We start from the raw sequence: 26,124 nt of genomic DNA, 5'->3' as shown, positions 1-26,124 counted from the left end.
CTCGACGAGCCGCGTCGCGGCGGGCTCGACGAGCCGCGTCGCGGCGGCCAGGAGTCTGCCCGCCGCCGCGAGTACCCGCTCGGCCTGGGCCAGCGCCTCGGCCGGATCGTCAACGCTCACAGCGGAAGCGGCCAGATCGGCGACCTCGCAGGCTTGATAGGCCATCGCCAACTGCGCCCGATTCATCGGAATGCCCGTACGAAGAACAACGCCGTCATCGCGACGGCTGCGGTGAGGACAAGAACGCGCAGTGCGGCGGACGGAATCCGCCTCACCAGGTGAGCACCGGCGTACCCGCCGATGACAGCACCGGCCAACAGCGCGACCAGTTCGACCGGCTGGGCCAGGACGTCGGCGGCGAAGACGAAGATGATGGCCGCGGTCAGGTAGACGGCCGCGACCTGGATGACGCGGAGTGGGTTTCCCCGGGCCGGGTCGAGTGACGTGGTCGCGGTCCAGAACGCCAGCATCATCAGGCCGACCGCGCCACCGAAGTACCCGCCGTAGATCGACAGGACGAACTGCCCGGCCAGGATCGCCGCCGGCCCCGGCGTACCGAGCCGCAGCGCTTGGGTCAGTCGCTTGCCGAACGCGAGGACGACGGTCGCGAACGCCAGCAGCCACGGGACCGCGGCCTCGAAAGATGCCGATGGCAACAACAACAGCAGGCCGGCGCCGATCGCCCCGCCGAGCACGCTTGCCAGGGTCAGCCGGAGCGGAGACGGCCGGGCGAAGCCCTCCACCTCACGCCGGTAGACCCAGGCGCTGGTCGCGTTACCCGGCAGCAGCGCGACGGTCGTGGTCGCGTTCGCGGTGACCGGCGGCATCCCGGCCGCGACCAGGGCGGACAGGGCCACGAAGCTCCCGCCACCGCCGACGGCGTTCAGCGCGCCGGCCGCGACACCGGCGAGGAGGATCAGCAGCATCCTTCGAGGATCACGGCTCGGCGCGTACTCCACAATGCGCGATCCCCGTAGCCAGCCTCAGGCTGAGACGTAGGCTGAACGCATGCGGTACGACCTCGACGACCTACGGCTCTTCACCCACGTCGCGGCGGAAGGCTCGATCACCGCCGGCGCGCGGGTGATGCACCTCAGTCTGCCTTCGGCCAGCGCGCGGGTCAGAGCGCTCGAAGCGCAGGCCGGCGTACCCCTGCTGGTCCGCGAACGCCGTGGCGTCCGGCTCACTCCCGCGGGCGCCACCCTGGCCCGGCACGCCCGCGAGGTCCTCGCCGAGACGACCCGGCTCGACAGCGCGGTCGCGTCGTACGCCGTCTCCCGGTCCGCACCGATCCGCCTGGTCGCCGGCGGGTCCGCGATGCACCAACTCGTCCCAGTCGCGCTCGCCACGTTCCTCCGCGACCATCCGGAGTACGACGTGAATGTCAGCGAACGCCGCACAGTCCGCAGCGTCCGCATCCTCGCCGCCGGTGAGGCCGACCTCGGCGTCATCCTCGACGACGAGCCGACGCCCCTCCGGACCGAACCGCTCGCCGACGACTCCCTGGTCGTGATCGGCCAGGCCGGCGGCATCCTCGCCGGCCGCACCTCGATCGCGTACGCCGAAGTCGCCGAACATCCCCTGGTCGGGCTCGACCGCAACTCCCCGCTCACCCAGTGGATGGACGAACGCCTCGGCCCGCACGCCCCGGCGCCCCGCTACCGCACCGTCGTACCCACCCTGCACACCCTGATCACGCTGGCGACCGCCGGCGCGGGCCTCGCGATCGTGCCTCGCCGAGCCGTCGACGCCAACACCACTGTCGAGATCTGCCCGCTGCAGGATTCGTGGTCCACCCGGGCGCACCTGCTCTGCTACTCCGCGAACGCTCCTGAGTCCGCCCACCTCCTGGCGGCCCACCTGCACGCGGCGGCAAGCCGCTAGCGCTGGAGGCGGCGGGCCATGCCGTCCAGGAGGTAGCCCAAACCCAGCTCGAACACCTCGGCGGCGGACCGGTGCCGGGCGTCGTGGATGACCTTCTCGAGGGTGGGGTAGTGCCCGGCCGCGAACGCCCGGGCCAGGTAGGGGAAGGTCTTCGCCTGCCATTCCCGCTCGTCCTGGCCGGTGGCGCGTTCGGCCCTGCGCTCGGTGATCTCCTTGCGCACGGCACCGATCAGGTAGAGGTCGAGCGCCTCGAGCACGCCCATCATGGTGTCGAGGTCGTCGATCCCGGCGGTCCGGAGCGCGGCCAGGGAGCTCTCGGTGTGCGCGAGGGTCGCCGGGCCGAAGTGCGGGCGGCCGCCGAGCAGGTCGGCGAACCATTCGTGCCGCAGGGCAGCGTCCCGGATCCCGTTCGCGATCGACCACAGCACGTCGGCCCAGGTCGGACCCGTCGGCGCCGGGAGCTCGCCGTACACGGCGTCGACCATCAACTCGAGCAGCTCTTCCTTGGTGTCGACGTACCTGTAGAGCCGCATTGGGCCCGCGTCGAGCGCGCCGGCGACCTTCCGCAGTGACACCGAGTCCAGGCCCTCGGCATCGGCCAGGGTGATGGCGGCACGCACGATCCGCTCCCGGCTCAAGGGGCTCGGTGCACGTCGCTCCGGCGGCTCGGGCCGCTCCCAGACGAGTGGGCTGTCCGCCACCTAACACCTCCGAGCCTTGAACAATACACTGCCTCGGGCGATACAGTGTATCGGCAAATACGGCGTATCGAACGGAGTTCATCATGATCGCGATCATCGGAGGCGGCCCGGGCGGCCTCACCCTCGCGCGGGTTCTGCACGTCCATGGCATCGACGCCGTCGTGTTCGAGCGCGACGCCGGACCTGAGGCCCGTGCCCAGGGCGGCATGCTCGACCTGCACACCGACACCGGCCAGGCCGCTCTGCGCGCCGCCGGCCTCGAACAGCAGTTCCTCGCGGTGGCGCGCCGCGAAGGCCAGGACATGCGGCTGCTCGATCACACCGGCACGCTGCTGCTCCAGGAGGACACCCCGGACGATGCGCCGATGGCCCGCCCGGAGATCGACCGGGCGGACCTGCGAGACCTGTTGCTCGCCTCGCTGCCGCCCGGCACGGTGCGCTGGGGCAGCGCCTTCAACCGCGCGAAAGCACGGGCCGGTGGGTATGTCGTGTTCCTCGACGACGGCAGCGAGATCGAGTGTGACCTGCTCGTCGGTGCGGACGGCGCCAATTCCCGTGTCCGCCCGCTGGTCACCGATGCCCGGCCCGTCTACGGCGGCAGCACCGCGATCGACAGCGCGATCCACGATGCCGACCGCACCCAGCCCGAACTGGCCGCGATGGTTGGCCGCGGCAACTACTGGGTGTTCGGCCCGGACCGGCACCTGGCCGCCCAGCGCAACGGCGACGGCACCATCCGGGTCGGCATCTCGCTCCAAGGCACTCCCGATCTCGACAGTGACCTGCTCGACGGCTGGCATCCTCGGTTCCGTCGACTGTGGGCCGCTCGTGACGAGCCGGTCGTGGTGCGGCCGGTCAACGTGATGCCGACCGGCCTGACCTGGCCGCGCCGGCCCGGTGTCACCCTGCTCGGCGACGCCGCCCATCTGATGCGACCGGTCGGCCAGGGGGCCAACCTGGCCATGCTGGATGCCGCCGACCTCGCCCGGGCCATCGCAGCACACCCGGGCGATCTGGATGCCGCGGTGGCGGACTACGAACCGGCGATGCTGTCCCGCGCCGCCGAGACCGCGAAGCAGTCGGCAGCGGTCTCGGAGATGATGATCGGGCCGGACGCAGCGCAGAACCTACTGCGATTCTTCCAGCCAGAGCCCGTCGACTAGCGTGCAGCCATGACGGTGTCATTGCCGCGCCTCCGGCGCGGCGGGTCATGGGGCTTTGATTCCCGCCCTTCCCTCGTCGCTCCAGTCGCTGCGCTCCCTACGCTCCTCAGTCCAGGGCGGGAGGCCCCATGACCGGGGACATCCCCTTGCAGGCGTTCAGTGTGCTGCTGCACAGCAGCAACATCGCCACGGTCTGCCGTGCGCTGAACATGTACCAGGTCGCCGCGGCGTACACCCGGTTGAGCGGCGGAAACCCGCTGGAGCCGCTCGGCGGTGAGGTACGGGTGGTCGCCCGGGAGATCTTGTCCCGCCCACCGGCGGATGACCCGGATATCCAAGCCGGGTTCGACCATCAGAGTGCGTTGAACGTGCTGACGAGTCTTGCGCAACCCGAGGACGCCGAACTGATCGCTCACGTCCTCGAAACCACTACCAGCGCCGAGGTCAAGGCAGTCGCACAGCTCGCCGCCGCGGCCGTACCCACCGAGGAGAACCATGCCCGCCCTGACAGTGAGTGAAGCCCGCGAACGCGCGGCCGGATTGACCGTGCGCTCGGCCGAGGTCGCCTTCGATCTGACCGATGGCGGGACGACCTTCGGCGTGGTGAGCACGCTGAGGTTCGCGGCCACAGCCGAGGCGAGCTGGGTGGACGTGAAGCCTGAGCGGCTGATCAGCGTCGTGCTGAACGGGCGGGACCTGGATCCGAAGCTGTTGGACGACGGCCGTTTTCCGCTGGCCGGGCTGCAGGCGGAGAACGAGCTCGTGGTGACTGCGGAGATGAAGTACTCCGCGGACGGCGAAGGCTTGCAGCGGTCCGTCGACGCCGCGGACGGGCGGGTCTACACCTACGGCATGTCGTCGCTGGAGTCGGCGCCGCGCTACTTCCCGTGTTTCGACCAGCCCGATCTCAAGGCGCCGTACGCGATCTCGGTGACGTGCCCCGAGGACTGGGTGGTGATGGGCAACGGCGCTGCCACGCGGACCGCGCCGGGGGAGTGGACGCTCGCGGAGACCAAGCCGCTGTCGACGTACTTCGTCACGATCGTCGCCGGCCCGTACCACCAGATCAGGAGTGAGTACGAGGGGATCCCGCTCGGACTCGCCTGCCGGCAATCGCTGAAGGAGTCTCTCGAGCGGGACGCCGACGACCTGTTCCGGACCACCCGGGAGGCCTTCGACGAGTACCACCGGATGTTCCCGCAGCGGTACCCGTTCGGTGAGTACTGGCAGGCGTTCGTACCGGACTTCAATCTCGGCGCGATGGAGAACCCGGGCTGCGTGACGTTCGCCGACCACCTGGTCTTCCGCAGCCAGGCCACCGAGGCCGAACGCAGTACCCGCGCCCGGATCATCGTCCACGAGATGGCGCACATGTGGTTCGGTGACCTGGTCACGATGAAGTGGTGGAATGACATGTGGCTGAACGAATCGTTCGCGGAGTACATGGCGCACCGCGTGTCGGAGGACGCGACCAGCTACGGCGGCAACTGGACCGACTTCGCCTTCGTGCGTAAGTGGTGGGGACTGCAGACGGACCAGAGCAGCTCGACACACCCGGTCGCGCCGGACAGCCTGAAGGACGCGCGCCAGTCGCTCGACGACTTCGACGGGATCTCGTACGCCAAGGGCGCCGCAGTGCTCAAGCAGCTGGCCAAGTACCTCGGCGACGACGTGTTCCTGAAGGGTGTCAACGCGCATCTCGAGGCCCACGAGTACGGCAACGCCGACCTGCACGAGTTCATCGAGAAGCTCACCGAGGCCGGCGCGAAGGACTTGGACAACTGGTCCGCGCAGTGGCTGCGGACGTCCGGCCTGGATACGATCACGGTCGAGCGCGCAGCCACCGGCGTCGTCCTGCACCGCGAGAGCCCGGACGGCTCGCGCCGGCTGCACAAGCTGAGCGTCGGCGGGTACGACGAGAGCGGCGCCGCGTCGATCGTCGACGTCGTCCTCGACCAGGACACCGTGGACGTTGCGCTCAGCAACGACCTTGCGGTGACCGTACCGGACGCGAACGACGACACCTGGGCGAAGATCCGGCTCGACGCCGCGAGCCTCGCCAACCTCCCGGCCGTGCTGCCGAAGATCGCCGACGGCACCACCCGCGCCGTGATCTGGAACGCGATCCGTGACTCCACGATGAGCGGCGAGCTGGACCCCCGTCAGGCCCTCGAACTGTTCATCACGGCGCTGCCGCACGAGGACAGCGACATCGCCGTCGGCTCGCTCGCCCGCTGGGTCGAAGAGCGGCTCCTCGGCAGCTACCTTCCGTACGACGAATTTCGCGGCCCGGTCGCCGATGCCCTGAGCAACAAACTGGCGAGCACCGCGCCAGGCAGTAGCCTGCAGCTCGTCACCGCGCGCGGGGTCATCGCGACCACGGACGACGCGGACCTGCTGAGGTCCTGGCTCGAGGGTGTCAACTCGCTGGCCGGCCTGGAGATCGACGTGGACCTCCGCTGGTCGCTCGTCCTCCGGCTCGTGCAGCTGGGGGCGTACGGCGCGGCGGAGATCGATGCCGAACTCGCCCGCGACACATCGACCGAGGGCGTCAACCAGGCCGCCCGGTGTCGGGCCGCCTTGCCGGACGGCAAGGAAGCCGCGTGGACGCGGATCATGACGGACCCAGCGATCGGGGTGAAGGAGTTGCTGGCCACGGCCGAGGGCTTCTGGCACCCGGGTCAGGCCGCGATCACCGCGCCGTACGTGCAGCGGTTCTTCACCGACATCCCGCGGACCGCCGAGATCCGGTCCGGCATGGTGGTCGGGCTGACGGTGCACCGGATCGCGCCGCGGTACGCGATCGACGCGGACCTGATCGCCCCGGCCGAGGCACTGATCGCCGACGAGAGCGTCGGTCCGGCCATCCGCCGCCAGACCGCCAACTTCCTCGACGATCTGCGCCGGGCGGTGGAGGTACGCCGTACGTTCGGTTAGTCAGCGCACCGTGAGGCGTTCGGCGACGGCCTTGCGGGCCTGGTGGATCCGGGCCTTGACCGTGCCGAGCGGGACATCGAGCTCGTCCGCGATCTCGGCGTACGTCAACGCGCCCAGGTCGCGCAGTACCAGCGGCTGGACCAGCTGGGGATGGCTGGACTCGAGCGACTCCAGCGCCTCCAGCAGGTCCAGACGGGAGCCTGCGATCACCGAGGTCGTCCGTGGGTCGACGGACTCCGGCAGGACCTCGGCGGACTGCTCGACCGCGCGCCGCTTCAGTGAGCGGTAGGTCTGCCGGGCCTGGTTGGTGGCCACGATCGTGACCCAGCCGGCGAAGCTGCCGGTGCCCCTGAAGGTGTGGATCTTGGTGGCCACCTGGAGCAAGGTGTCCTGGACCGCCTCCTCGGCGTCCTCGCGGTACGGCAGGAACTTGGCCACCCGGCGCTGCACCTGCGGCCGGATCGCCTGCAGGAGTTGCGGCAGGACGGTCTGATCCCCCGTGGCGGCACGGGTGGCCAGATCTTCCAGCTCCTCGTTCATGCTCCCCCAGCGTCTGTTCCCACCAATGAACTCGGCTGTGCACGACAATAGCCGGGATGGATGCCATCGGCAGGTACCGGCTGCGGGACCAGATCGGCGCGGGCGCGTTCGCGACCGTGTGGCGTGGGTACGACGACGACCTCGACGTGGACGTGGCCGTCAAGATCCTCGCGGACAACTGGGCGTCGCGTGCCGACGTGCGGGAACGCTTCCTGTCCGAGGCGCGGCTGATGCGCCGGATCGCGAGCGATCGCGTGGTCCGGGTGTTCGACCTCGGGAAGCTCCCGGACGGACGCCCGTACTTCGTGATGGACTACGTCGGCGGTGGCACGCTGGGCGACGTTCTGCGGCACGGACCGCTGGACCCTGTGGACGCGTTGTGGTGGGGTGCGGACCTGGCTCGGGCGGTGGCGGCCCTGCACAGCGAGGGCGTCGTACACCGCGATGTCACCCCGGCGAACTTGCTGCTCCGGCCCAACCAGGGCGACGAGTCCGGTGGTGGTACGCACCGGATCGTGCTGGCCGACCTCGGGCTGGCGAAGCGGGCTGCCGAGGCGTCCGGGCTGACCCAGGCCGTCGGCACGCCGTCGTACATGGCTCCTGAGCAGGGGCGCAGCGATGGCGGGTTCGACGAGCGGGCGGACATCTACGCGGTCGGTGCGGTGACGTACGCGCTGATCACCGGGCACCCGCCGTACGCCGCGGCCTCGATCAGCGATGTGCTCAATCGCGACCCGGACCTGCCGCCGCCGAGCTTGCGGACCGCGCTGCACGACTCGATCGGGCAGGTCGACGACATCATGGCCCGGGCGCTGGCGTATCGGGTTCCCGACCGGTGGGAGCGAGCCGACACGCTCGCCGACCGGCTCGAGGCCGAGGCGTACCGGCTGGAGCAGGAGGCGCCACTGCGGGCGGCGGAGCGGACCAGCATCACCGGCGACGATCTCCCGACGATCGTCGCCGCCGACCCGCCGGTACGTCGCCGGCGGCGGAACCGGGCGTGGTTCCTGCTCGCGCTGCCGGTCGTGTTCGTGCTCGCCGGCGTGGGCGGCTGGTTCCTGTTCGGCCGATGACTGCATAGAGTAGTTATATGGCTACTTACCGCAGTCTTGTGGTTCTTGCCGTCCTTCCACTGCTGGTCGTCGTCTCTGGAGCTGAGGCGGCCGTGCCTACCGCGAGCTATGCCTGCCGCGCGAACACCAAGTTCGGTCAGCACACGCTGTCGTTGCGGCAGGCTGTGGATGCGAAAGCGCCTCCTGCCGTGCGTCCCAACACCCGTTTCACGATCGCGGTCGACCTCAAGCCCGGCTCGCTGCCCAGTGAGGTCAAGGGCTTCAAACTGCAGGAGGTCCGCGACCTGTCTCTGCGGGTCCCGATCCCGGCCAACTCGTCGTACGTGAGTGCCAGGGTGGCCGGCGGTTCCGGCCTCAACTCCACGCCCACGATCGACCTCGACGGTGGGTTCGTCATCGTCAAGGTGGCCGGTCCGATCCCGGGCGGCGCCGACTACCAGCTGCCGACACTCGCTGTCCGGCTGAAATCCGGCCGCCGCGGCACGACCATCGAGACCAGGCTCAAAGGCACCAGCTACGACGACCCCGGCCTGACCCTCCAAGCCAAAATCAAATGGAAGTTCCTCACCACCACCGCCCCCATCACCTGCTACCCAAACCCGAACCCCGCCCTGACCAGCACCCTCGTCCGCTAGCCGGCAGCCGGAAGCGCGGCGGTTGTTGGGGGCTTGGATAGGTTGTGGTGGGGTTGGACCTGTTATTACTTGTCTCCGGCCACCAGTGGGGGTCCTGGCCCACGGCGGCTGGCCGGGTTGGTCCGGATGGCGGGACTGCCGGTCTCGCGGGTCGGCAGTCACTTGAAGCTCGGACGACTGCCGGGTCGGCGGTTGGGTGGTGTACCGACGGACGGGTAGTGGTGGTGTCTGGCGGCAGGTGGACGGCGGGTGCCGCCCAGCGGGAGCAGCGAGGTGAGGGACCACTACCCGTTGTTCGGTACGTGGGAGGACGCGGACGACCCGAGTTGGGATGCTGGGTGCTGGGGTTAGTAGGTGACGGTGATGCGGTTGGTGGCTGGGGTGATTTGGGCTTGGCCGCCGTAGGGGAGGACTTGTTGGGGGTCGGTGTGGCCTATGTCCAGGCCTTTGACGACGACGGCGGTTGGGTTGTACTCCGTGAGGGCTCGGTCTACCGCTAGGTATTGGGCGGTGACGTAGGCGACGGAATCCGCTGGGGTGAAGTGGTGTTCCAGGGACCAGGACTTCGGGCGGCCCCACAACACGGCGTCGAAGCGCTGTAGGAGGCCGCGTTCGCCGAAGGTGCGGAGGATCCGGTAGACCGTTTCGGCGGTGGGGAGTTCTTCGCTGGTTTCGAGGAAGAGGACGCCGTCGTAGGAGTCCGTGGGGAGCATCCAGCGGTTGGCGGAGAGCTGCCAGTCGAGGATCTCCAAGTTGCCGCCCCACAAGCGCCCGCTGACGGGTTGCGTGCCTTGCCAGGTCCAACCCGTGCCGGGGAAGAGTGGTGGCTCGGTCTCCAGGTTGGCGGGGACGGCCCAGTCGTGGTCGTGGTCGGTCCAGGCCTCGGCCGGCGTCAGCTCGAACTCGCCGGGAGTGAAGAGCGCGGCGCGGAGGGAGCGCTCGGAGTCCGGGTGCATGGCGCCGCCGCGACCGAACTGGACCATCACGCTGCCGCCGTGAAAGGCCGGCAAACCCAACGAATACAGGAAGTTGAGCAGGTTCGTGTTGTCGCTGTACCCGAAGAACGGCTTCGGGTCGGCCTGGAAGACCACGGGGTCGAGGTGCTTCAGCACGGTGAGCTGGTCGTCGCCGCCGATCGTCGCGAGCACCGCGCGGATCGACGGGTCCGACCAGGCTGCGTGCAGGTCGGCGGCCCGCGCCTGCGGGCTGGCCGCGAGCACGCGGGTCGTCGGGTACTCGACCGGGATCAGGCCGAAGTCGTCGCGCAACCGTCGCAGGCCGAGCTCGTACGGACCCGGGAAGATCTCCGGCAGACCACGCGACGGCGAGACGATTGCGACCTTGTCACCAGGCTGGACCATGCGGCGACTGTACGACGCCTCCGGCCCGAACCCGAGTGATTAAACGCCGATCGGGTGCCAGACCGTCTTCAGCTCCAGGTACTGCGTGAGGCGGGACAGGCCCGGGGACTCGGTCCAGTCCTCCGCGGCAGGACGGCGTACCCGCTTGAGGTTGTCGGCCGCTGCGGCCTCCAGGTCGCGGGCCTCGTCCAGGTCCTCGATGCCACAGAGATCGATGGCGTTGACGTCCATGTGCGACGCCAGCCACGGACCGATCTCCGACGCCGATCCGGTGAGGAGGTTGACCACGCCACCCGGTACGTCGGAGGTCGCCATCACCTCGCCCAACGTGATCGCCGGCAGCGGACGTTCGTACGACGAGACTGCGACGACCGTGTTGCCGGAGACGATCGCGGGGGCGATCACGCTGGTCAGGCCGAGCAGGCTGGAGTCCTGGGGCGCCAGCACCGCGACCACACCGGTTGCCTCGGGCAACGAGAAGTCGAAGTACGGGCCGGCCACCGGGTTGCTGGAGCCGACCACCTGGGCCAGTTTGTCGGCCCAGCCGGCGTACCAGACCCAGCGGTCGATCGCCGCGTCCACGACCGCGCGGGCCTTGCTGATCGACAGGCCCTCGGACAGCGAGACCTCCGAGCTGAACTGCTCGTGCCGGCCCTCCATCACCTCGGCGATGCGGTAGAGCACCTGGCCGCGGTTGTACGCCGTGCGGGCCGACCAGCCGCCGAACGCCTTACGGGCGGCGACGACCGCGTCCCGGGCATCCTTGCGGGACGCCTGCGACGCGTTGGCGAGAAACTTGCCCTTGGCATCGGTCACCACGTAGGAGCGGCCCGACTCGCTGCGCGGGAAGGCGCCGCCGATGTAGAGCTTGTACGTCTTGCGCACCTCGAGCCGCACTCCATCCTTAGTGGGCAAGGTAGGCCTCCAGACCATGGCGGCCGCCCTCGCGGCCGTAGCCCGACTCCTTGTAGCCGCCGAACGGCGAGGTCGGGTCGAAGCGGTTGAACGTGTTGGCCCAGACCACGCCGGCGCGCAGCTGGTTGGCCATCCAGAGGATCCGCGAGCCCTTGTCGGTCCAGATCCCCGCGGACAGCCCGAACGGGGTGTTGTTCGCCTTCTCGACCGCCTCGGCCGGGGTCCGGAAGGTGAGCACGGACAGCACCGGGCCGAAGATCTCCTCGCGGGCGATCCGGTGCGCCTGGGACACCCCGGTGAACACGGTCGGCGGGAACCAGTACCCCTGCGGCGGCAGCTCGCACTCCGGCGACCACCGCTCGGCGCCCTCGTCCTCGCCGATCTGGGACAGCTCGCGGATCTTGGCCAGCTGGGCAGCGGAGTTGATCGCGCCGATGTCGGTGTTCTTGTCCAGTGGGTCACCGACCCGCAGCGTGCCCATCCGGCGCTTCAGCCGGGACAGGACCTCGTCGTACACACTCTCCTGGACCAGCAGCCGCGAACCCGCGCAGCAGACGTGACCCTGGTTGAAGAAGATGCCGTTGACGATGCCCTCGATGGTCTGGTCGATCGGCGCGTCCTCGAAGACGATGTTCGCCGCCTTGCCGCCGAGCTCCAGCGTGATCGCCTTGTCCGAACCCGCGACCGACTTCGCGATCGCCCGGCCGACGGCCGTCGACCCAGTGAACGCGACCTTGTTCACGTCCGGGTGCTCGACCAGCGCCTGCCCGGTCCGGCCGGCGCCGGTGACGATGTTCACCACGCCCGGCGGCAGATCCGCCTGCTGGCAGATCTCCGCGAACGCCAGCGCGGTCAGCGGAGTCGTCTCGGCCGGCTTCAGTACGACGGTGTTGCCGGCGGCCAGTGCCGGGGCGATCTTCCACGCCAGCATCAGCATCGGGAAGTTCCACGGGATCACCTGACCCGCGACACCCCACGGCTGCGGGTCGTCGCCGACCCCGGCGTACTCGAGTTTGTCCGCCCAGCCGGCGTAGTAGAAGAAGTGCGCGGCCACCAGCGGGATGTCGACGTCGCGGGACTCACGGATCGGCTTGCCGTTGTCCAGCGACTCCAGCACCGCCAGCTCACGCGACCGCTCCTGGATCAGCCGCGCGATCCGGAACAGGTACTTGGCCCGGTCCCGGCCGGCCATCGGCCCCCAGACCTTGTCGAACGCCTTCCGTGCGGCGCGGACCGCCTTGTCCACATCCGCGGGGCCGGCTTCGCTGACCTCGGCGAGCACCTCCTCCGACGCCGGCGACACGGTCTTGAACGGCTTCCCGTCCGTCGCGTCGGTGAAGGCGCCGTTGATGAAGAGCCCGTACGACGACTTGATGTCGACGATGGCCCGCGATTCCGGGGCCGGTGCGTACTCGAATCTGCTCATGCCTCAGTCCAGCGTGAAGTAGTCGGGGCCGGGGTAATGCCCGGTGGCCAGCTTGGTGCGTTGCATCAGCAGGTCGTTCAGCAGGCTGGAGGCGCCGAAGCGGAACAGCTCCGGGTCCAGCCAGTCCGGTCCGGCCGTCTCGTTGACGGTGACCAGGTACTTGATCGCGTCCTTCGCGGTCCGGATCCCGCCGGCCGGTTTGACGCCGATGTGCAGGCCGGTCGACTCGTGGTAGTCGCGGACCGCCTCCAGCATCACCAGCGTCACCGGCAGCGTGGCCGCCGGGGACACCTTGCCGGTGGAGGTCTTGATGAAGTCCGCGCCGGCCAGCATCGCCAGCCAGGACGCGCGCCGGACGTTGTCGTAGGTGACCAGCTCACCGGTCTCCAGGATCACCTTCAGGTGCGCGTCGCCGGCCGCCTCGCGGATCGCGGAGATCTCGTCGAAGACCAGGCCGTACCGCCCGGACAGGAAGGCACCGCGGTCGATCACCATGTCGACCTCGTCGGCGCCGGCCGCGACCGCGTCCTTGGTGTCCTGGACCTTGATCGCGAGGCTGGAACGCCCACTGGGGAAGGCGGTTGCGACACTCGCCACGTTGATGCCGGAGCCGCGCAGTTCGTGCTTGGCCGTGGCCACCAGGTCCGGGTAGACACAGACCGCGGCGACCTGCGGCGCGCTCGGGTCGGCCGGGTCGGGCCGCTTCGCCTTCGCGCACAGCGCCCGCACCTTGCCGGGGGTGTCCTGGCCCTCCAGCGTGGTCAGGTCGATCATGCTGATCGCCAGGTCCAGCGCGTACGCCTTGGCGGTGGTCTTGATCGACCGGGTGCTCAGCGTGGCGGCCCTGGCCTCGGCGCCGACCTGGTCGACGCCCGGCAGGCCGAGCAGGAACCGGCGCAGCCGGTCCTCGGACGAGGTCACGTCGGCCAACGAGTCGACGCCGCTGTCGAGAGTGGTCACCCTGGGCAGTCTAGTGCTGTTCTGGACGGCCAGTTACTTTGTGCTGGTGAAGTCGAAATCGCCGAACACCGAGCGGTACATATCCACGTCCAACCGGATCACCGGAGGGCTGGTGGTGGCGGTCGGCGTGCTCGGGCTGCTCGACATCGTGGTGGAGTGGCGTACCGCGAGCGGTCTGCTGGTCGCGGCTGTGATCGGCATCCTGATGATGCTGGCCTACATCGGCCTGATCCGCCCGAGCGTCACCCTCAGCCCCGAGCACATCCTGCTGCGTAACCACCTGCGCGACCACGAGATCCCGTGGGGCAAGGTGAGTGGCGTCGATGTCACCGACATCCTTCGCGTGCACGCCGGCGACGACAAGTTCCGCGCTCCCGGCGTCGTACTCGTCATGCGTGACCTTCGCAAGCAGCGGGTCGGCGGCGCCAGGCTCGGGCCGGAGAGCTCGGTCTCCCGCGCGGACTTCGTGGTCGATCGGATCGAGTCCCACATGGAGCAGCACGGCGCCAAGTCCGACGGCGACGTGCGTACCACCTGGGCCCGCCCGGAGCTGATCGTCATCGGCGTACTCGCGGTCGTCGCCATCATGGCGGCCGTGCTTCGCTGATGCCGTTGGTGTCTCGCCGAGCGCTCCTTCGCACGGCGGCGGCCGCGACCGTGACGGGCGCCGCCGCCGTTGCCGCGTTGGAGACCGGCGTGGTCCCCGGCCGCGCGCGAGTCCACGACGTCCTCGGCCTGACCGGCCCGGACGGCGTCGTCCCGGATGTCCCACCCGGCCCGGTCGCGTCGGGCACCTTCGCCTCGGAAGCACGTCGTACGACGGTCGGCTACAGCGTCATCTATCCCCACGGGCACTCGCCGGCCGCGCGGTTGCCCGTCGTACTGGTGCTGCACGGGCGGGGTGGCGATCACACGTCGGCCGTCAACGACCTCGGCATCGATCGCTACCTGACCGCCGCCGTGCAGGCCGGTACGTCGCCCTTCGCGCTGGCAACCGTGGACGGCGGGCGGGACAACTACTGGCATGCCCGGGCGAACGGGGACGACCCGGTGTCCATGCTCGACCAGGAACTGCTGCCGCTGCTGGCGAAGCGAGGGCTGCGCACCGAGAGATATGGCCTCCTTGGTTGGTCGATGGGTGGATTCGGCGGCCTGCTGTTCGCGACGAGCGACTTCTTCCAGCGGCAGGTCCCGGCAGATCGGACGGCCGTTGCGGTGGGCGCGATGAGCCCGGCGCTCTACCGGCACTTCGAGGACGCGACGGCTGGTGCGTTCGACGGCGCGGGGGACTTCGCGGACAACCAGGTGCTCGGCCGCCGCGACGACTTCAAGGATGTTGCTGTGCGCATCGATTGTGGGCGGGACGATCCGTTCGCGGGGGCGGCGAAGGAGTTGCGGGAGGAGTTGCGCGCGGCGGGTGGGGAGCAGGCCGGGGCGCACACCGCCGGTTACTGGCGGCGCATGCTTCCTGACCAGTTGCGGTTTCTCGGCGGGAAACTCGGAGGTTGAGGGGAACTCCTTCGCGGATCCTGGCGTCAGAGCCCCTGTCCGCCCCGGATTGACACCCTGTTCACTCCAGGATGGGCACGCAACGTCCCTTCATCATCGAGAGTGGAGCTCATGGTCAATCTCTCCCGTACCACCCTGCGTGGCCTGGCCGGTGTCGCTGCCCTGGCCAGCCTCGCAGTCGCGGCGCTGCCGAACGCCCAGGCCGCGTCCTCGGCGTCCGGTGCGGTCGTCCCGCCGACCCCGGTAGCCGGCAAGACCGCCGAGGCGGTGACGAACCCGCCGAAGGCCGACGGCGCCGTCACGGCGCTCAGCTCGACGACGAACGTCGTCCGCTACAACCGGCTCTACACGACTCCGGCGATCACGCCGTCGAAGTGCAAGGAGGTCAACGTCTCCCTGCGCACCACCGAGGGCGTCGTGGCCTACGACACCCAGCTGTGGAACTGCCTGTACTGGTCCTGGGCCAACACGCTGTTGGCGGCCGGCGCGGCCCCCAAGGTGAAGCCGCAGCTGATCATCCACAACCACACCAAGCTGACCACATACTGCGGAGTCATCAGCGGCGGCAACTCGTACTACTGCGGCTACGGGAACGGCTACATCTACATCCCGGCCTACACCATCGTGAACATGTGGAAGCAGAACCCGACCTACGCCCGGGCGTACGCGACCAACACGATCGCGCACGAGTACGGTCACCACATCCAGTACCTGACCGGCATCCTGAACGCGTCCTGGGCGCGCCAGCGGGCCTTCACCACCAACGCCGCGAAGCTCGAGGAGAGCCGTCGCCGGGAGCTGCAGGCGTCCTGCCTCGGCTCGGCCTACATCGGCGCGAACAAGCGCTACTACCCGATGAGCGGCGGCCTCTACACCCAGTGGGTGTACCTGGTCGACCACTCCGGTGACCAGCCGGGCTATCCGCGCGACCACGGTTCGCTGAAGAACCACAGCTTCTGGTCCAAGGCCGGCTTCTACGCGGAGAGCACGAAGACCTACGCGGGCCGCTGCAACACCTTCAAAGAGCCCTCGGCGTACGTCGCCTGATCTCTGACGTAACTCAGCCGCCCGGTACGCGTTGCCGTACCGGGCGGCTGTTGCGTTTTGGAGACACCCGCACGATCTGCGATCGTGTGGTTACTTGTTTCGGGCCGCACGCCTTAGAGTTTCTGAGTCGAGCGTCGAACGGCAGGAGTCAAGGACTGTGAACTACGACGAGTTCAACACCGAGTACGCGAAGGTGCTGGACAAGATCAAGAGCGGCCGGTGCAGCTGGTCGGAGCTGTCGGGTCACGTCACCCGGCTGCGCCAGGCGACCGCCGGGATCACCGGGCCGGTGGAGCGGACGCAGGTCGACCACGACCTGGCCGCGCTGAGCCAGATGGTCGACATGTCCCGGCGTACCAACGACAAGGAGGACGTCTGGACGGTCACGTCCGACGCGATCCGCCGGGCCAGTAGCCAGGAGGGTTCGGTCGCGGACCGGATCGCCCGGATCGAGGGGAGCATCAACGAGATCTCCAGCCTCGCCAACCGGAACCCGGACGAGCGGGACGCGTTGATGCAGTCGACCAGCACCCTGCGGATCCTGCACGCCTCGCTGCAGAGCTCGCTGCGCACCGAAGAGGCCGAAGCCGCGGCCGCGGCCCGCTGACACCCTCCGGGGAGCTACCCGCCAGGTGCCCCCGGAGTCAGATGCCGAGCGCCGTGGAAAGCGCATGCTTGATGCCGGTCAGGTCTTCTCCTGCCCGGCGTCGAGCACTCGCGACATCGGTGCCGGTCACCGGGACGACGACCTCCAGGTAGCACTTCAGCTTGGGTTCCGTGCCCGACGGCCGGACCACCACGCGAGCACCCTCGGAGAGCGTGTAGCGCAGGCCGTCCGTCGGCGGCAGCGTCTCCGTACCCTCGCTCAGATCGTCGACCCGCTCGACCGTGTGACTGCCCAACGAGGTCGGGGGAGTACTGCGGAGCCCGTTCATCGCGGTCTGGATCAGAGACAGATCCTCGACCCGCACCGAGAGCTGGTCCGTGGCGTGCAGGCCGTACTTGACCGCCAGGTCGTCCAGCAGATCCAGCAGTGTGCGCCCCTCGGACTTCGCCCGCGCGGCCAGCTGCAGCACGCGCACCAGCGTGGAGACCCCGTCCTTGTCCTTCACGGCCACCGGGTCGACGCAGTACCCGAGCGCCTCCTCGTAGCCGAAGACCAGGTCCGGGACCCGCCCGATCCACTTGAACCCGGTCAGCGTCTCGACGTACCGGACGCCGTACGACGCGGCGATCTTGCCGAGCAGGGACGACGAGACGATCGAGCACGCCGCCACCCCGTCCGGCTGTGACGACAGCAGGAACTCACCGAGCAGCCCGCCCAGCTCGTCCCCGCGCAGCATCCGCCAGCCGCCCTCGGCCGAGGCATCGGGAACGGCGACCGCACACCGGTCCGCATCCGGGTCGTTCGCGACCGCGATGTCCGCGTCCACCGACCGGGCCAGCTCGAGCGCGGCGTCGATCGCGCCCGGCTCCTCCGGGTTCGGGAAGGAGATGGTCGGGAAGTCCGGATCCGGGTCCGCCTGCGACGCCACCACCGCCGGTACGGCGAACCCCGCGCGGGCCACCGCGTCCTCGACCAGCGTCCGTCCGACCCCGTGCAGCGGTGTGTAGGCGACGTTCAGCTCCCGTGGCGCGTCAGCCGGGACCAGCTCGGCGATGCGGTCCAGGTAGGCGTTGAGCAGGTCGTCGCCGGTCGTCTGCCAGTCCTCGCCGCGCGGGACCTCCGCCGGCGGCCCGACGGCGGCGATGGCGGCTGCGATCTCCGCGTCGGCCGGCGGCACGATCTGCGAGCCGTCGCCCAGGTAGACCTTGTAGCCGTTGTCCTGCGGCGGGTTGTGCGACGCCGTCACGACCACCCCGGCGACGGCCTGGAGGTGCCTGATTCCGAAGGCGATCACCGGCGTCGGTGTCGGACGATCCAGCAGTACGGCGTCCAGTCCGGCGCCGCGCATCACGGCGGCGGTGTCCTGCGCGAACACATCGGACTTGTGGCGGGCGTCGTACCCGATCAGGACCGGGCCGTCGGTGCGTCCGTTCGCCTTCAGGTAGGCGGCCAGGCCGGCGGCGGCGCGGATGACCACGACCCGGTTCATCCGGTTCGGCCCGGCGGCGACGGCGCCGCGGAGTCCCGCAGTACCGAATTCGAGGGTGCCGGCGAACCGGTCGGCCAGCTCGGCGGTGTCCCCGGAGTCGAGCAGCGCCCGCAGTTCGGCGCGGGTGTCGGGGTCGGGGTCTTCGCTCAGCCAGGCTTCGGCGGCGCTGCGCAGGTGATCGTTCACATGCGCACGATAACCGAGGGCTTGTCTCCTCCTCCCCTGCGTGCTGCGCGGCACTCGGGGGCGCATCTCGCTGCACTGGAGCAAAGGCACGATGACACCACATCGCCGCCTTCGCTCCAGCACACCGAGCTACGCCCCCGAGCACCTGCTCGCGACTGCAGGGGAGGAGGAGACAAGCCCTAGTGTCCCGACGACTGGCAGGGGCGCGCGCGGAGGTCGGCGACGTAGTCGTCGGGAGCGCCGGCCGCCTCGGCCGCCTCGGCGAGGATGCCCAGGTAGCGGGCCGAGGGCAGGCCGCCCTCGTAGGCGTTCAGCACGTACATCCAGGCCAGTTGCTCGCCGTCCAGGGACTGCACCCGGACCTGGATCTTGCGGTAGACGCCCTGGTCGATCCACTCCCACTCGTCCAGCCGCTCGACGTCCTTGGGGTGGATGTCGTACAGCGCGACGAAGACCTGGTTGGTCGGGTCGGCCGGGTCCTCGACCACGGTGGCCATCGCGCCCTCCCAGCCGAGCTCCTCGCCACCGAAGGTGAGGCGCCAGCCGGCGATCCAGCCGGTCCCGCGCAGGGGCGAGTACGGGCACCGCTCGGCCATCAGGTTCGGGTCCAGATTCGACGCAAACGCGGCGTACAGGGTCACGACGACACAGGATACGGAAGAATGACCTCCCGTGGCGCGAGTTGTGATCATCGGAGGCGGTCCCGGCGGGTACGAAGCGGCCAGTGCGGCTGCCCAACTGGGAGCGGAGGTGACGGTCGTCGATTCCGACGGGATCGGCGGTTCCGCCGTGCTCACCGACTGTGTCCCGAGCAAGACCTTGATCGCCACCGCGGAGGTGATGACCGAGGTAGAGGAGGCCGGCGAACTAGGCGTCAGAGTTACAGGCGACGGCGCCGGCGACAGTTCAGATCCGGCGAACTCCGTCCGGGTCGATCTCTCCGTCGTCAACAAGCGGGTCAAGGCACTGGCCACCGCCCAGTCCGAGGGCATCACCCGGCGGCTCGAGCGGGACAAGATCCAGATCATCCAGGGCCGCGGCCGGCTGGACGGGCCGGAAACAGTGGTCGTCGGCGACGAGCGGCTGGACGCCGATGTGGTCCTGATCGCCACCGGAGCAAGGCCTCGCATCCTCAAGGGCTCGGAGCCGGACGGCGAGCGGATCCTGACCTGGGAGCAGGTCTACGAGCTCGAGGAGCTGCCCGAGCGGCTGATCGTGGTCGGCTCCGGCGTCACCGGTGCGGAGTTCGCCAGCGCGTACGACGCACTCGGCAGTGACGTCGTCCTGGTGTCGTCGCGGGACCGGGTCCTCCCGGGCGAGGACGCGGACGCGGCGGCGGTGCTGGAGGACGTGTTCAAGCGGCGTGGACTGACGGTCCTGGGCAAGTCCCGGGCCGAGTCGGTCAAGCGGGACGGCGACGGCGTCGTGGTGACGCTGACCGACGGCCGGACGGTCGAGGGATCGCACGCGCTGCTCGCGGTCGGATCGCTGCCGAACACCGACGGCATGAACCTGGTGGAGTCGGGCGTGTCGCTGACCGACGGCGGCTTCGTCCAGGTCGACCGGGTCTCCCGGACCACGGCCCGCGGGGTGTACGCGGCCGGCGACTGCACCGGGGTCCTGATGCTCGCCTCGGTCGCCGCCATGCAGGGCCGGATCGCGATGTCGCACGCGCTCGGCGACGCGGTCATCCCGCTGGACCAGTCGACCGTGTCCTCGAACGTCTTCACCGCCCCCGAGATCGCCACCGTCGGCCTGACCCAGGCCGTCGTCGACGCCGGCGGCAGTACGGCGATGGTCGTGAAGGTGCCGCTGGCCGACAACGCCCGGGCCAAGATGCAGGGCGTCCGCGACGGTTTCGTGAAGCTGTTCTGCCTGCCCAACACCGGCATCGTGGTCGGCGGCGTGGTGGTCGCGCCCCGCGCCAGCGAGCTCATCCACCCGATCTCGCTCGCCGTCGGCGCCCGCCTGACCGTCGACCAGGTCGCCCACGCCTTCACCGTCTACCCCTCGGTCTCCGGCTCGGTCGCCGAAGCCGCCCGGCGACTGCATCTGCGCTCATGAAGTTCCTGGTGCTGTGGCAGATGGAGCTGAGCCTGCTCTCCCCGGAGATGGCCCGGGCCGTCGGCGCGATGCCGGACTACGGCGAGCGCCTCGAGAGCGAGGGGAAGGTGCTGTCGCGGTATCACGTGGTCGGATCGCACGGTGGGGCGTGGATCTACGACGTGGACTCGCACGAGGAGTTCGAACGCTTGCTGGGGCGGGCGCCGGTGTTCAACTTCGCGCGGTACACGGTGCACGCACTCGCCGAGATGGATTCCGGCCGCCCGGGCGATTGACGCGCTCGCGGTGCGGGGCCACCCTGGGCTCCAGGGGGCGAGACGCATGTTCGAGGACCGCAGCGACCTGGCAGTCGACCGTCATCTGGTCGTCAGCCATCGGTTGCGCGCCCGCAGACTCCAGCTCGGCCTGACCCAGAAGCAGCTCGTCAGCCGGCTCGCCCGGCGCGGGATCCGGACCACCAACAAAACCCTGTCCAGCTTCGAGCACGGCGCGGGCGTCGACGTGGTCCGCCTGCCCGAGCTGGCCGCCGCGCTCGACTGCACCGTGACCTTCCTGCTGGGCCTGACCGAGGACCCGGCCCGCTGGGAGCCCGACCGGTTCTCCGCCGCGCCGGACGACCACCAGGTGCCTCGGCCTGCCGTCCTGAACTCACCTGGCATCCTGAAGTCATCCAGCGTGAACCACCCGGACGGTCACTGGATCCTCGGCCCGGACATCCCGGCCCGCCCGCCCAGGCGCTGATTCACCAGCCGCAGGTGGTACGCCGAATAGTGGCGTAAGGCAACCAATTGGGCCGGAGTGAGGATGTCGCAGACCCACTCCCAGTGCAGCGCGACCCAATCACCCTGGTGCAAACGCTCGATCAGGTGCACGCCGTCGAAGCCACGGATCGCGGTCTCCTGACGCGGTATCCCCAGAGCGAGCTGCGTGCCGTCCCACACCAGCGGCTGCGACTCCACCACGACCTGCTCGCCGGTATCCGCGAGCACCCGTCCCCAGCGGATCCGGCACTGATCGAGCACGTTCAGGGCTTGCGTCGTACTGCGTTCCTCGCCGAGGAGCGCGGCCCACGGGTAGCAGCAGAACACCAGGAAGCTGTGATGCGGCAGGCCACCACCCTCACTGTCGCCGGCCCGGTCGAGCAAGCGGTTGCCGATCCAGTACGCCTCGACCACCTCGCGGTCGAGGGGATCCGCCGTACCGCTGGCCGCGGCGATCCGGCGCAGCTGCGGCCAGGCGCCCTCGAACTGCTGGGCCAGCGCGCGGAACCCGTTGTCCGCCCGGCCCAGAGCGCCGTACTCGAGGAGGGCGTCGGCGTCGGCGGGACCGCAGTACCCGAGCCGGTTCGGCGCGAACGCGTAGCGGACGAACAGGGCCGGTCCGGTCACCGGTCGGCCCCGAAGAACGCGAGCGCGTCCGCGGCCCGCTCCGGCGACATCCGCTCGATCGCGAAGCCGCTGTGGATCAGCACGTACTCACCGGGGACGAACGGGCCGTCGAGCAGGGCCAGGTTGATCTCCCGGACGACGCCGGCCACCTCGACCAGGCCGAGGTCCGCGTCCTCCGGGCAGTCGACCACGCGGCCCGGGATCCCCAGGCACATCCGGCTACATTTCCCTGAGCCGGCGGTAGCGGCGGGCGTCTTCGATCCCGTAGTACCCCAGTCCGACGAGCACCAGCAGCACGACTGCCAACAAGATCCAGCGCATCAGCTCTCCACCTCCGTCACGCCGACCGGCCGGTCCGCCGGCCCGGCGACCTGTCTGGTGACCAGGTCGATCACCATCTGTACGGCGGTCCCGACCGCGTCCTGCACGGCCGGGGACAACCCGATCCCGGCGTCGAGACCGGCCGGCTCACAACCGACCACCACCACAGGTCCCACGGTGCCACCTAGTCGCGGGACAAGCGAGAGGACGGCGTCCGGTCCGAGGTCGTGGGCATCCATGATCACCTCCTCCCCGGGTTCGGCGCCCGGCTCGGCCTCGATCACGTAGACCGTCCCCGGTGGACCGCCCCGCTGGACCGCATCGACCAGAACGACCAGGTCGTACGGCTCGAGCAGTTGGTAGGCCAGGTGGATGCCGCGGATCCCGAAGTCGCGCACCTCCGCGTCCGGCGGCAGGTCGCGCTTGGCCAGTTCCTCGACGACCGCGACACCGAAGCCGTCGTCACTGCAGAACACGTTGCCCAGCCCGGCCACCAAGACGGTCATTCCGCACCCACCAACGGCTCGATCTCGTCCGGGCTGAAGTACAGGTAGCGGCCGTGGGACCGCTGGACCTCGCCTTCCTCGCCGTCCAGCGCGACCGCGACGTGCGTCTCACCGTCGACGTCGGACAGGACGGCGACCACCGTGCCGAGACGCCCGGTGAGGAACATGTCCTGCGCGTCGGCGCGCCGGATCCCGGGGCGCAGCCGGACCCGCGAACCGTTGCCGACCGGAACGTCGCCGACCATCACCGTGTCGGTCTCCGGCGAGACCGAGCCGTCGCTGCCGGGATCCCACCAGGGCTTCTCGTCGGGCTCCGGCGCGGTCACCCTGCGCAGGTAGCGGATGGTGCCGTGCAACCGGTCCATGAACTCCGGTGGCATGGTCTCGACCCGGGCCAGCAGTTCGGCCGCGCGCGGGTCGGTGCCGCGGACCTCGCGCTTCTCGTCGTCGGTCAGCGTCATCGTGCGCAGGCTGAGGATCTCGTCGATCTCGGTGGCGTCGAACAGGTCGCCCTGGCTCTCCGGCGCGATCTGCGGGTGGTCGTACAGGATGATCGGCGACGACAGCAGCAGCTCGCCGGCCAGTACCGGGTAGACGCCGATGTTGTCGCAACCGGCGGCGAACGCGGCGGCCCACTCGGGCGGATCCAGCAGCGAGACGAACCGGCACCCGTCGGCGGCCAGCATGACGTGGTGGGCGATCAGCGCCTGCCGCAGTGCTCCGACGCGCTCCGAGCTGCTGTCGGGCGTGGTGTTCCCGACCCGGATCCGCAGCCGGACCGCGCCGTACGGGCCGGGCAGCGGTTTGATGCTCAAGGCAACAGTTCCGGTGATCGGCAACCGGGACCGGCGGAGGAAGCCGGCCGAACCGATCGCCTCGGTGTCGATACCGCCGGAGATCTTGAACGGAACCTCGCGGGGCAACCTGTGCAGGTTCGTCGTGAGGTCCACGGTCCGTACCACCGCTTCGTCCCACGGCACGTACGTCGCGTCCTCGGTCGGCAGCGCGGCGACCTCGACCTGATCGGCGTCGAGGACGGTACGCCGTTGGGCCTGCAGGAAACGCACGCGGACAGTGAGCAAGGCCTCGTTGCCGTCGAGCAGGCACTCGGTCTGCGAGAAGCCACGTTCGGACGGATCCACCACGCAGTAGTCGGGTGGCATCAGGACGCCGAACTGCCAGCGCACCCGGTTCTTCCCGTCCGACGCCCGGTAGGGGTAGAGCACGTAACCCTCGAACAACAGCGCGTCCGCGACCTGCTGGACCGCGTCGAACCTGTTCATTCCAGCTGTTCCTTCAGGAGTCGCTCGATCGCGTCGTCCCAGCCGGGCAGGGCTTCCCGCGTGCGGTACCGGTACAGCCGGTCGAAGGTGTCGCGCCGCAGCCGCAGCCAGGCGGCGCCCGGGAAGTGCTGGTCCATCGCCTCCCGCCAGACAGCCACCGGCAGCAGGTACGACGTCTCCTTCTGCCAGGCGACCGGTGTCACCGAGAGGGTGCCAGGACGGCCGGTGAAGATCGTCCCGTTGAACAACAGCAGCAGCGGTACGCCGTCCTCGCGCACGGCGTACAGGTATTTGTGGGCAGCGACGTCGAAGTCGTAGCTGCAGGGCAGTTGCAGGTCGACCTCGGTCGTGCCGGTGAAGCCAGGCACCATCTGGGTGACGAACGCCAGTTGCAGCGGCTTCAACGTCTCACCCCACCGGGCCCGGTCGCCGAACAGGTCCGCGAGTCCTTCGGCTTCCTCGTCGTTGTAGCGCCGCCGGATCGGTTCGATCCTGATCTGGCAGCGCAACGCCAGCGCGTGCACCGGCGTACCGGTCGTCTCCTCGATCCGCAGGTGCAGGCGGATCAACGGCGTCGCGGCGTACCGCTCGGCCTCCGCACCGGCGCAGGTGAAGTCCAGGTCAACCACGGCTGCGCTCCCGGATCGCCGCGAAGAAGTCGTCGATCCGCCGCCAGACCTCTTCGCCACCGGCGAAGCCCTCCCAGTACTGCCGGACGATCCCGACCAGCCCATAGCAGGCGTCGATCGGGACCAGATAACACTCGAACCCGTCGTCGAGCCGGCGCAGCAGCACGGCCTCGACATCCGGGATGACCTCCTGCAACAGGGGATCGCCGGCCACCACCTCGTCCCAGGCGGCCAGGTCGAGCAGTGACTCGGTGGCACCGCCCGGGCTCGGGTAGAAGGCGACGTACCGGCTCTGGTCGGACTGGTAGAAGAGGAACGCCAGGTTGACCGGGATCCCCATCGCGTCCCACTGCGCCGCGGACAGCCTGAAGTCCGGGTTGGATCGGTAGCGTTCGGGGACGGCGCGGTAGTGCCCGTGCGATGCGCCACCGTCGGTGAACAACAGGTAGCAGGAGCGGCACGCGCAGAGCAGCCGATGGCCCTGGATGTCGGCCAGGTGCGAGTGCTCCGGTCCGATCGGTACGGCGCACATCTCGCACTGCTCACCAGGTGCACCCTGCTCGCGGACCCCACCGGTGAACTCACGGAGCACCGCGACCGGGTCCACAACAGGACGGGTCTTGTCTTTTCGCGCGAGTGAGCGCAGCGTCGGCGACGGTCTCATGCCGGCTGCACCCCCGGGATGGCCACCTTCCATCCGGCGCCGTCGGGCAACAGCGGCAGCGCCTCGAGGGGTGGTGACCCTTCCGGTGCGAGCGCGCGCCCGGCCAGGCGTACGTCGTACTCGGCTGTGCAGCGTGGACACGTGAGCCGGTCACCGTCCAGCCGCCCGTGGTGCAAGGCGGACGAGCACATCGGACAGTTGTTGCGGTAGGCAAAGAAAGTGCCGGCCAGGTTGGCCACCAGCAGGTCCATTCCGGCGACACCGAGTTGCTGGACCTGGTCGGGGGGTGTGACCAGGTCCAGCTGGTGCCAGCCGTCCCGGTGGGGACGGAACGGCTCGATGGTCAGCAAGCTCTGCCTTTCCTTCACCATGCCGGCGACGTCGACCGCGATGGCCTCGGGCGCGGCGTCCAGGACAGCGTTCTCGACCGTGAGCCGGACGGTCGCGGTCGAGCCGGGACAGCCGTCGCAACTACCCTGCAGGCGCAGGTGGACGACGCCGTCGTCGTCGATGCCGAGGTAGTCGATGCCGCCGGCATGGGAGCCCAGGTACGGGCGGACGTCGTCGAGGGCGTGCTGGATCCGGGTCGCGACGTCGTCGGGGTGGAGGTCGTGCAGCAGCAACAGCCCGGCGACCAGATCGTCCCCGGCCAACTGCCGGACCTGCGGCTCGTCGAGCAGGTTCAGCAGTTGTCCGAGGCCGGCGCCGTGCAGGGTGAGCACCGCGCGGACCAGTTCCTCCACTTGTTGAGCGAGCGCGGGGTCGGCGCGCCGCTGGACCTCGTCCAGCAGGACGTCGATCCGTTCGCTCAGCTCCTGAACGTCGTGCCGGTCCAT

Annotated in this window: 30 protein-coding genes; 13 read left to right on the top strand and 17 right to left on the bottom strand. The window is 69.5% G+C overall.

Annotation, left to right across the window (positions count from 1 at the left end):
* A partial coding sequence (locus AB0E63_RS39490; RefSeq protein ID WP_360377876.1) for a hypothetical protein occupies nucleotides 1-186 on the bottom strand: 186 nt, incomplete at its 3' end.
* Nucleotides 183-926, bottom strand: coding sequence for a sulfite exporter TauE/SafE family protein (locus AB0E63_RS39485; protein ID WP_360377874.1), 744 nt, complete (start codon nucleotides 924-926; stop codon nucleotides 183-185). The genes AB0E63_RS39490 and AB0E63_RS39485, both read right to left, overlap by 4 nt.
* A gap of 82 nt (nucleotides 927-1,008) precedes the next feature.
* Between AB0E63_RS39485 and AB0E63_RS39480 the strand changes: the two genes are divergently transcribed.
* Nucleotides 1,009-1,884, top strand: coding sequence for a LysR family transcriptional regulator (locus tag AB0E63_RS39480; protein WP_360377871.1), 876 nt, complete (start codon nucleotides 1,009-1,011; stop codon nucleotides 1,882-1,884).
* Here the strand turns inward: AB0E63_RS39480 and AB0E63_RS39475 are convergent.
* Nucleotides 1,881-2,585 carry a TetR/AcrR family transcriptional regulator gene (locus tag AB0E63_RS39475; protein WP_360377869.1) on the bottom strand — a complete coding sequence of 235 codons (705 nt, stop codon included), beginning with the start codon at nucleotides 2,583-2,585 and terminating at the stop codon, nucleotides 1,881-1,883. The two genes, AB0E63_RS39480 and AB0E63_RS39475, sit on opposite strands and share 4 nt — an antisense overlap.
* 83 nt (nucleotides 2,586-2,668) lie before the next feature.
* Between AB0E63_RS39475 and AB0E63_RS39470 the strand changes: the two genes are divergently transcribed.
* The 3 genes from AB0E63_RS39470 to pepN all read left to right on the top strand — a co-directional run bounded on the left by AB0E63_RS39470 (nucleotide 2,669) and on the right by pepN (nucleotide 6,685).
* Nucleotides 2,669-3,748 (top strand): NAD(P)/FAD-dependent oxidoreductase, encoded by a 1,080-nt coding sequence (locus AB0E63_RS39470; RefSeq protein ID WP_360377867.1) that lies wholly within the window; start codon nucleotides 2,669-2,671, stop codon nucleotides 3,746-3,748.
* Between the two features lie 128 nt (nucleotides 3,749-3,876).
* A complete protein-coding gene (locus AB0E63_RS39465) occupies nucleotides 3,877-4,266 on the top strand; it encodes a hypothetical protein (protein ID WP_360377864.1) in 390 nt (129 codons plus the stop codon).
* Nucleotides 4,244-6,685, top strand: coding sequence for an aminopeptidase N (gene pepN, locus AB0E63_RS39460; protein WP_360377861.1), 2,442 nt, complete (start codon nucleotides 4,244-4,246; stop codon nucleotides 6,683-6,685). Before AB0E63_RS39465 ends, pepN begins: the two co-directional genes overlap by 23 nt.
* Here the strand turns inward: pepN and AB0E63_RS39455 are convergent, their stop codons facing one another.
* A complete protein-coding gene (locus tag AB0E63_RS39455; RefSeq protein WP_360377858.1) occupies nucleotides 6,686-7,225 on the bottom strand; it encodes an RNA polymerase sigma factor in 540 nt (179 codons plus the stop codon).
* A gap of 56 nt (nucleotides 7,226-7,281) precedes the next feature.
* On the opposite strand from AB0E63_RS39455, the gene AB0E63_RS39450 reads away from it, so the two are divergent.
* Nucleotides 7,282-8,298: a serine/threonine-protein kinase gene (locus tag AB0E63_RS39450; RefSeq protein ID WP_360377856.1), complete on the top strand. Its 1,017-nt coding sequence runs from the start codon at nucleotides 7,282-7,284 to the stop codon at nucleotides 8,296-8,298.
* Nucleotides 8,299-8,315: 17 nt separating this feature from the next.
* A complete protein-coding gene (locus tag AB0E63_RS39445; protein ID WP_360377853.1) occupies nucleotides 8,316-8,933 on the top strand; it encodes a hypothetical protein in 618 nt (205 codons plus the stop codon).
* A gap of 347 nt (nucleotides 8,934-9,280) precedes the next feature.
* On the opposite strand, the gene AB0E63_RS39440 is transcribed toward AB0E63_RS39445, so the two are convergent.
* The 4 genes from AB0E63_RS39440 to deoC are packed head-to-tail and all read right to left on the bottom strand — an operon-like array spanning nucleotide 9,281 to nucleotide 13,595.
* On the bottom strand, nucleotides 9,281-10,294 hold the full coding sequence (locus AB0E63_RS39440; protein WP_360377850.1) for a S66 peptidase family protein: 1,014 nt from the start codon (nucleotides 10,292-10,294) through the stop codon (nucleotides 9,281-9,283).
* Nucleotides 10,295-10,333: 39 nt separating this feature from the next.
* Nucleotides 10,334-11,191: an aldehyde dehydrogenase family protein gene (locus tag AB0E63_RS39435; protein WP_360377848.1), complete on the bottom strand. Its 858-nt coding sequence runs from the start codon at nucleotides 11,189-11,191 to the stop codon at nucleotides 10,334-10,336.
* A gap of 7 nt (nucleotides 11,192-11,198) precedes the next feature.
* Nucleotides 11,199-12,635 (bottom strand): aldehyde dehydrogenase family protein, encoded by a 1,437-nt coding sequence (locus AB0E63_RS39430; RefSeq protein WP_360377845.1) that lies wholly within the window; start codon nucleotides 12,633-12,635, stop codon nucleotides 11,199-11,201.
* A 3-nt stretch (nucleotides 12,636-12,638) separates the two neighbouring features.
* Complete coding sequence (gene deoC, locus AB0E63_RS39425; protein ID WP_360377842.1) at nucleotides 12,639-13,595, bottom strand: deoxyribose-phosphate aldolase; 957 nt, start codon at nucleotides 13,593-13,595, stop codon at nucleotides 12,639-12,641.
* Between the two features lie 46 nt (nucleotides 13,596-13,641).
* Between deoC and AB0E63_RS39420 the strand changes: the two genes are divergently transcribed.
* From AB0E63_RS39420 to AB0E63_RS39405, 4 genes are all read left to right on the top strand, one after another.
* Nucleotides 13,642-14,202, top strand: coding sequence for a PH domain-containing protein (locus AB0E63_RS39420; RefSeq protein WP_360377840.1), 561 nt, complete (start codon nucleotides 13,642-13,644; stop codon nucleotides 14,200-14,202).
* Complete coding sequence (locus AB0E63_RS39415; protein WP_360377838.1) at nucleotides 14,202-15,104, top strand: alpha/beta hydrolase-fold protein; 903 nt, start codon at nucleotides 14,202-14,204, stop codon at nucleotides 15,102-15,104. Before AB0E63_RS39420 ends, AB0E63_RS39415 begins: the two co-directional genes overlap by 1 nt.
* A 111-nt stretch (nucleotides 15,105-15,215) precedes the next feature.
* A complete protein-coding gene (locus tag AB0E63_RS39410; protein ID WP_360377835.1) occupies nucleotides 15,216-16,151 on the top strand; it encodes a neutral zinc metallopeptidase in 936 nt (311 codons plus the stop codon).
* 157 nt (nucleotides 16,152-16,308) lie between these two features.
* Nucleotides 16,309-16,758, top strand: a complete 450-nt coding sequence (locus tag AB0E63_RS39405; RefSeq protein WP_360377832.1) for a hypothetical protein — start codon at nucleotides 16,309-16,311, stop codon at nucleotides 16,756-16,758.
* Between the two features lie 37 nt (nucleotides 16,759-16,795).
* Here AB0E63_RS39405 and AB0E63_RS39400 read toward each other — a convergent pair whose 3' ends face one another.
* Nucleotides 16,796-18,433, bottom strand: coding sequence for a phospho-sugar mutase (locus AB0E63_RS39400; RefSeq protein WP_360377830.1), 1,638 nt, complete (start codon nucleotides 18,431-18,433; stop codon nucleotides 16,796-16,798).
* Nucleotides 18,434-18,612: 179 nt separating this feature from the next.
* Nucleotides 18,613-19,074 (bottom strand): gamma-glutamylcyclotransferase, encoded by a 462-nt coding sequence (locus AB0E63_RS39395; RefSeq protein WP_360377827.1) that lies wholly within the window; start codon nucleotides 19,072-19,074, stop codon nucleotides 18,613-18,615.
* A 31-nt stretch (nucleotides 19,075-19,105) separates the two neighbouring features.
* Between AB0E63_RS39395 and AB0E63_RS39390 the strand changes: the two genes are divergently transcribed.
* Genes AB0E63_RS39390 through AB0E63_RS39380 form a run of 3 tightly spaced genes read left to right on the top strand, consistent with a single transcriptional unit; the run spans nucleotide 19,106 to nucleotide 21,238 of the window.
* A complete protein-coding gene (locus AB0E63_RS39390) occupies nucleotides 19,106-20,497 on the top strand; it encodes an NAD(P)H-quinone dehydrogenase (protein WP_360377825.1) in 1,392 nt (463 codons plus the stop codon).
* Nucleotides 20,494-20,772, top strand: coding sequence for a muconolactone Delta-isomerase family protein (locus AB0E63_RS39385; RefSeq protein ID WP_360377822.1), 279 nt, complete (start codon nucleotides 20,494-20,496; stop codon nucleotides 20,770-20,772). Before AB0E63_RS39390 ends, AB0E63_RS39385 begins: the two co-directional genes overlap by 4 nt.
* Before the next feature lie 46 nt (nucleotides 20,773-20,818).
* The gene (locus AB0E63_RS39380) at nucleotides 20,819-21,238 is read left to right on the top strand and encodes a helix-turn-helix transcriptional regulator (RefSeq protein WP_360377819.1); all 420 of its coding nucleotides are present in this window, start codon (nucleotides 20,819-20,821) and stop codon (nucleotides 21,236-21,238) included.
* Here AB0E63_RS39380 and AB0E63_RS39375 read toward each other — a convergent pair.
* The 7 genes from AB0E63_RS39375 to AB0E63_RS39345 form a co-directional block, all read right to left on the bottom strand.
* Nucleotides 21,190-21,885, bottom strand: coding sequence for a DUF6390 family protein (locus AB0E63_RS39375; RefSeq protein WP_360377817.1), 696 nt, complete (start codon nucleotides 21,883-21,885; stop codon nucleotides 21,190-21,192). The two genes, AB0E63_RS39380 and AB0E63_RS39375, sit on opposite strands and share 49 nt — an antisense overlap.
* Nucleotides 21,882-22,100 (bottom strand): HypC/HybG/HupF family hydrogenase formation chaperone, encoded by a 219-nt coding sequence (locus AB0E63_RS39370; protein WP_360377814.1) that lies wholly within the window; start codon nucleotides 22,098-22,100, stop codon nucleotides 21,882-21,884. The genes AB0E63_RS39375 and AB0E63_RS39370 overlap by 4 nt, the downstream gene beginning before the upstream one ends.
* A 105-nt stretch (nucleotides 22,101-22,205) precedes the next feature.
* Nucleotides 22,206-22,712, bottom strand: a complete 507-nt coding sequence (locus AB0E63_RS39365) for a hydrogenase maturation protease (RefSeq protein ID WP_360377811.1) — start codon at nucleotides 22,710-22,712, stop codon at nucleotides 22,206-22,208.
* Entirely contained in the window at nucleotides 22,709-23,995 is a 1,287-nt protein-coding gene (locus AB0E63_RS39360) for a hypothetical protein (protein ID WP_360377808.1), read from the bottom strand. The genes AB0E63_RS39365 and AB0E63_RS39360 overlap by 4 nt, the downstream gene beginning before the upstream one ends.
* Nucleotides 23,992-24,624 carry a DUF6084 family protein gene (locus tag AB0E63_RS39355; RefSeq protein ID WP_360377806.1) on the bottom strand — a complete coding sequence of 211 codons (633 nt, stop codon included), beginning with the start codon at nucleotides 24,622-24,624 and terminating at the stop codon, nucleotides 23,992-23,994. The genes AB0E63_RS39360 and AB0E63_RS39355 overlap by 4 nt, the downstream gene beginning before the upstream one ends.
* On the bottom strand, nucleotides 24,617-25,288 hold the full coding sequence (locus AB0E63_RS39350; protein WP_360377804.1) for a DUF5947 family protein: 672 nt from the start codon (nucleotides 25,286-25,288) through the stop codon (nucleotides 24,617-24,619). Before AB0E63_RS39350 ends, AB0E63_RS39355 begins: the two co-directional genes overlap by 8 nt.
* Nucleotides 25,285-26,124 carry a NifU family protein gene (locus AB0E63_RS39345; RefSeq protein ID WP_360377802.1) on the bottom strand — a complete coding sequence of 280 codons (840 nt, stop codon included), beginning with the start codon at nucleotides 26,122-26,124 and terminating at the stop codon, nucleotides 25,285-25,287. Before AB0E63_RS39345 ends, AB0E63_RS39350 begins: the two co-directional genes overlap by 4 nt.

Origin of the sequence: Kribbella sp. NPDC026596 (genome assembly GCF_040638415.1) — a bacterium.
Classification (GTDB): Bacteria; Actinomycetota; Actinomycetes; order Propionibacteriales; family Kribbellaceae; genus Kribbella.
The sequence above is the reverse complement of the archived record's forward strand: the minus strand, read 5'-3'. Positions and strand labels throughout refer to the sequence as shown.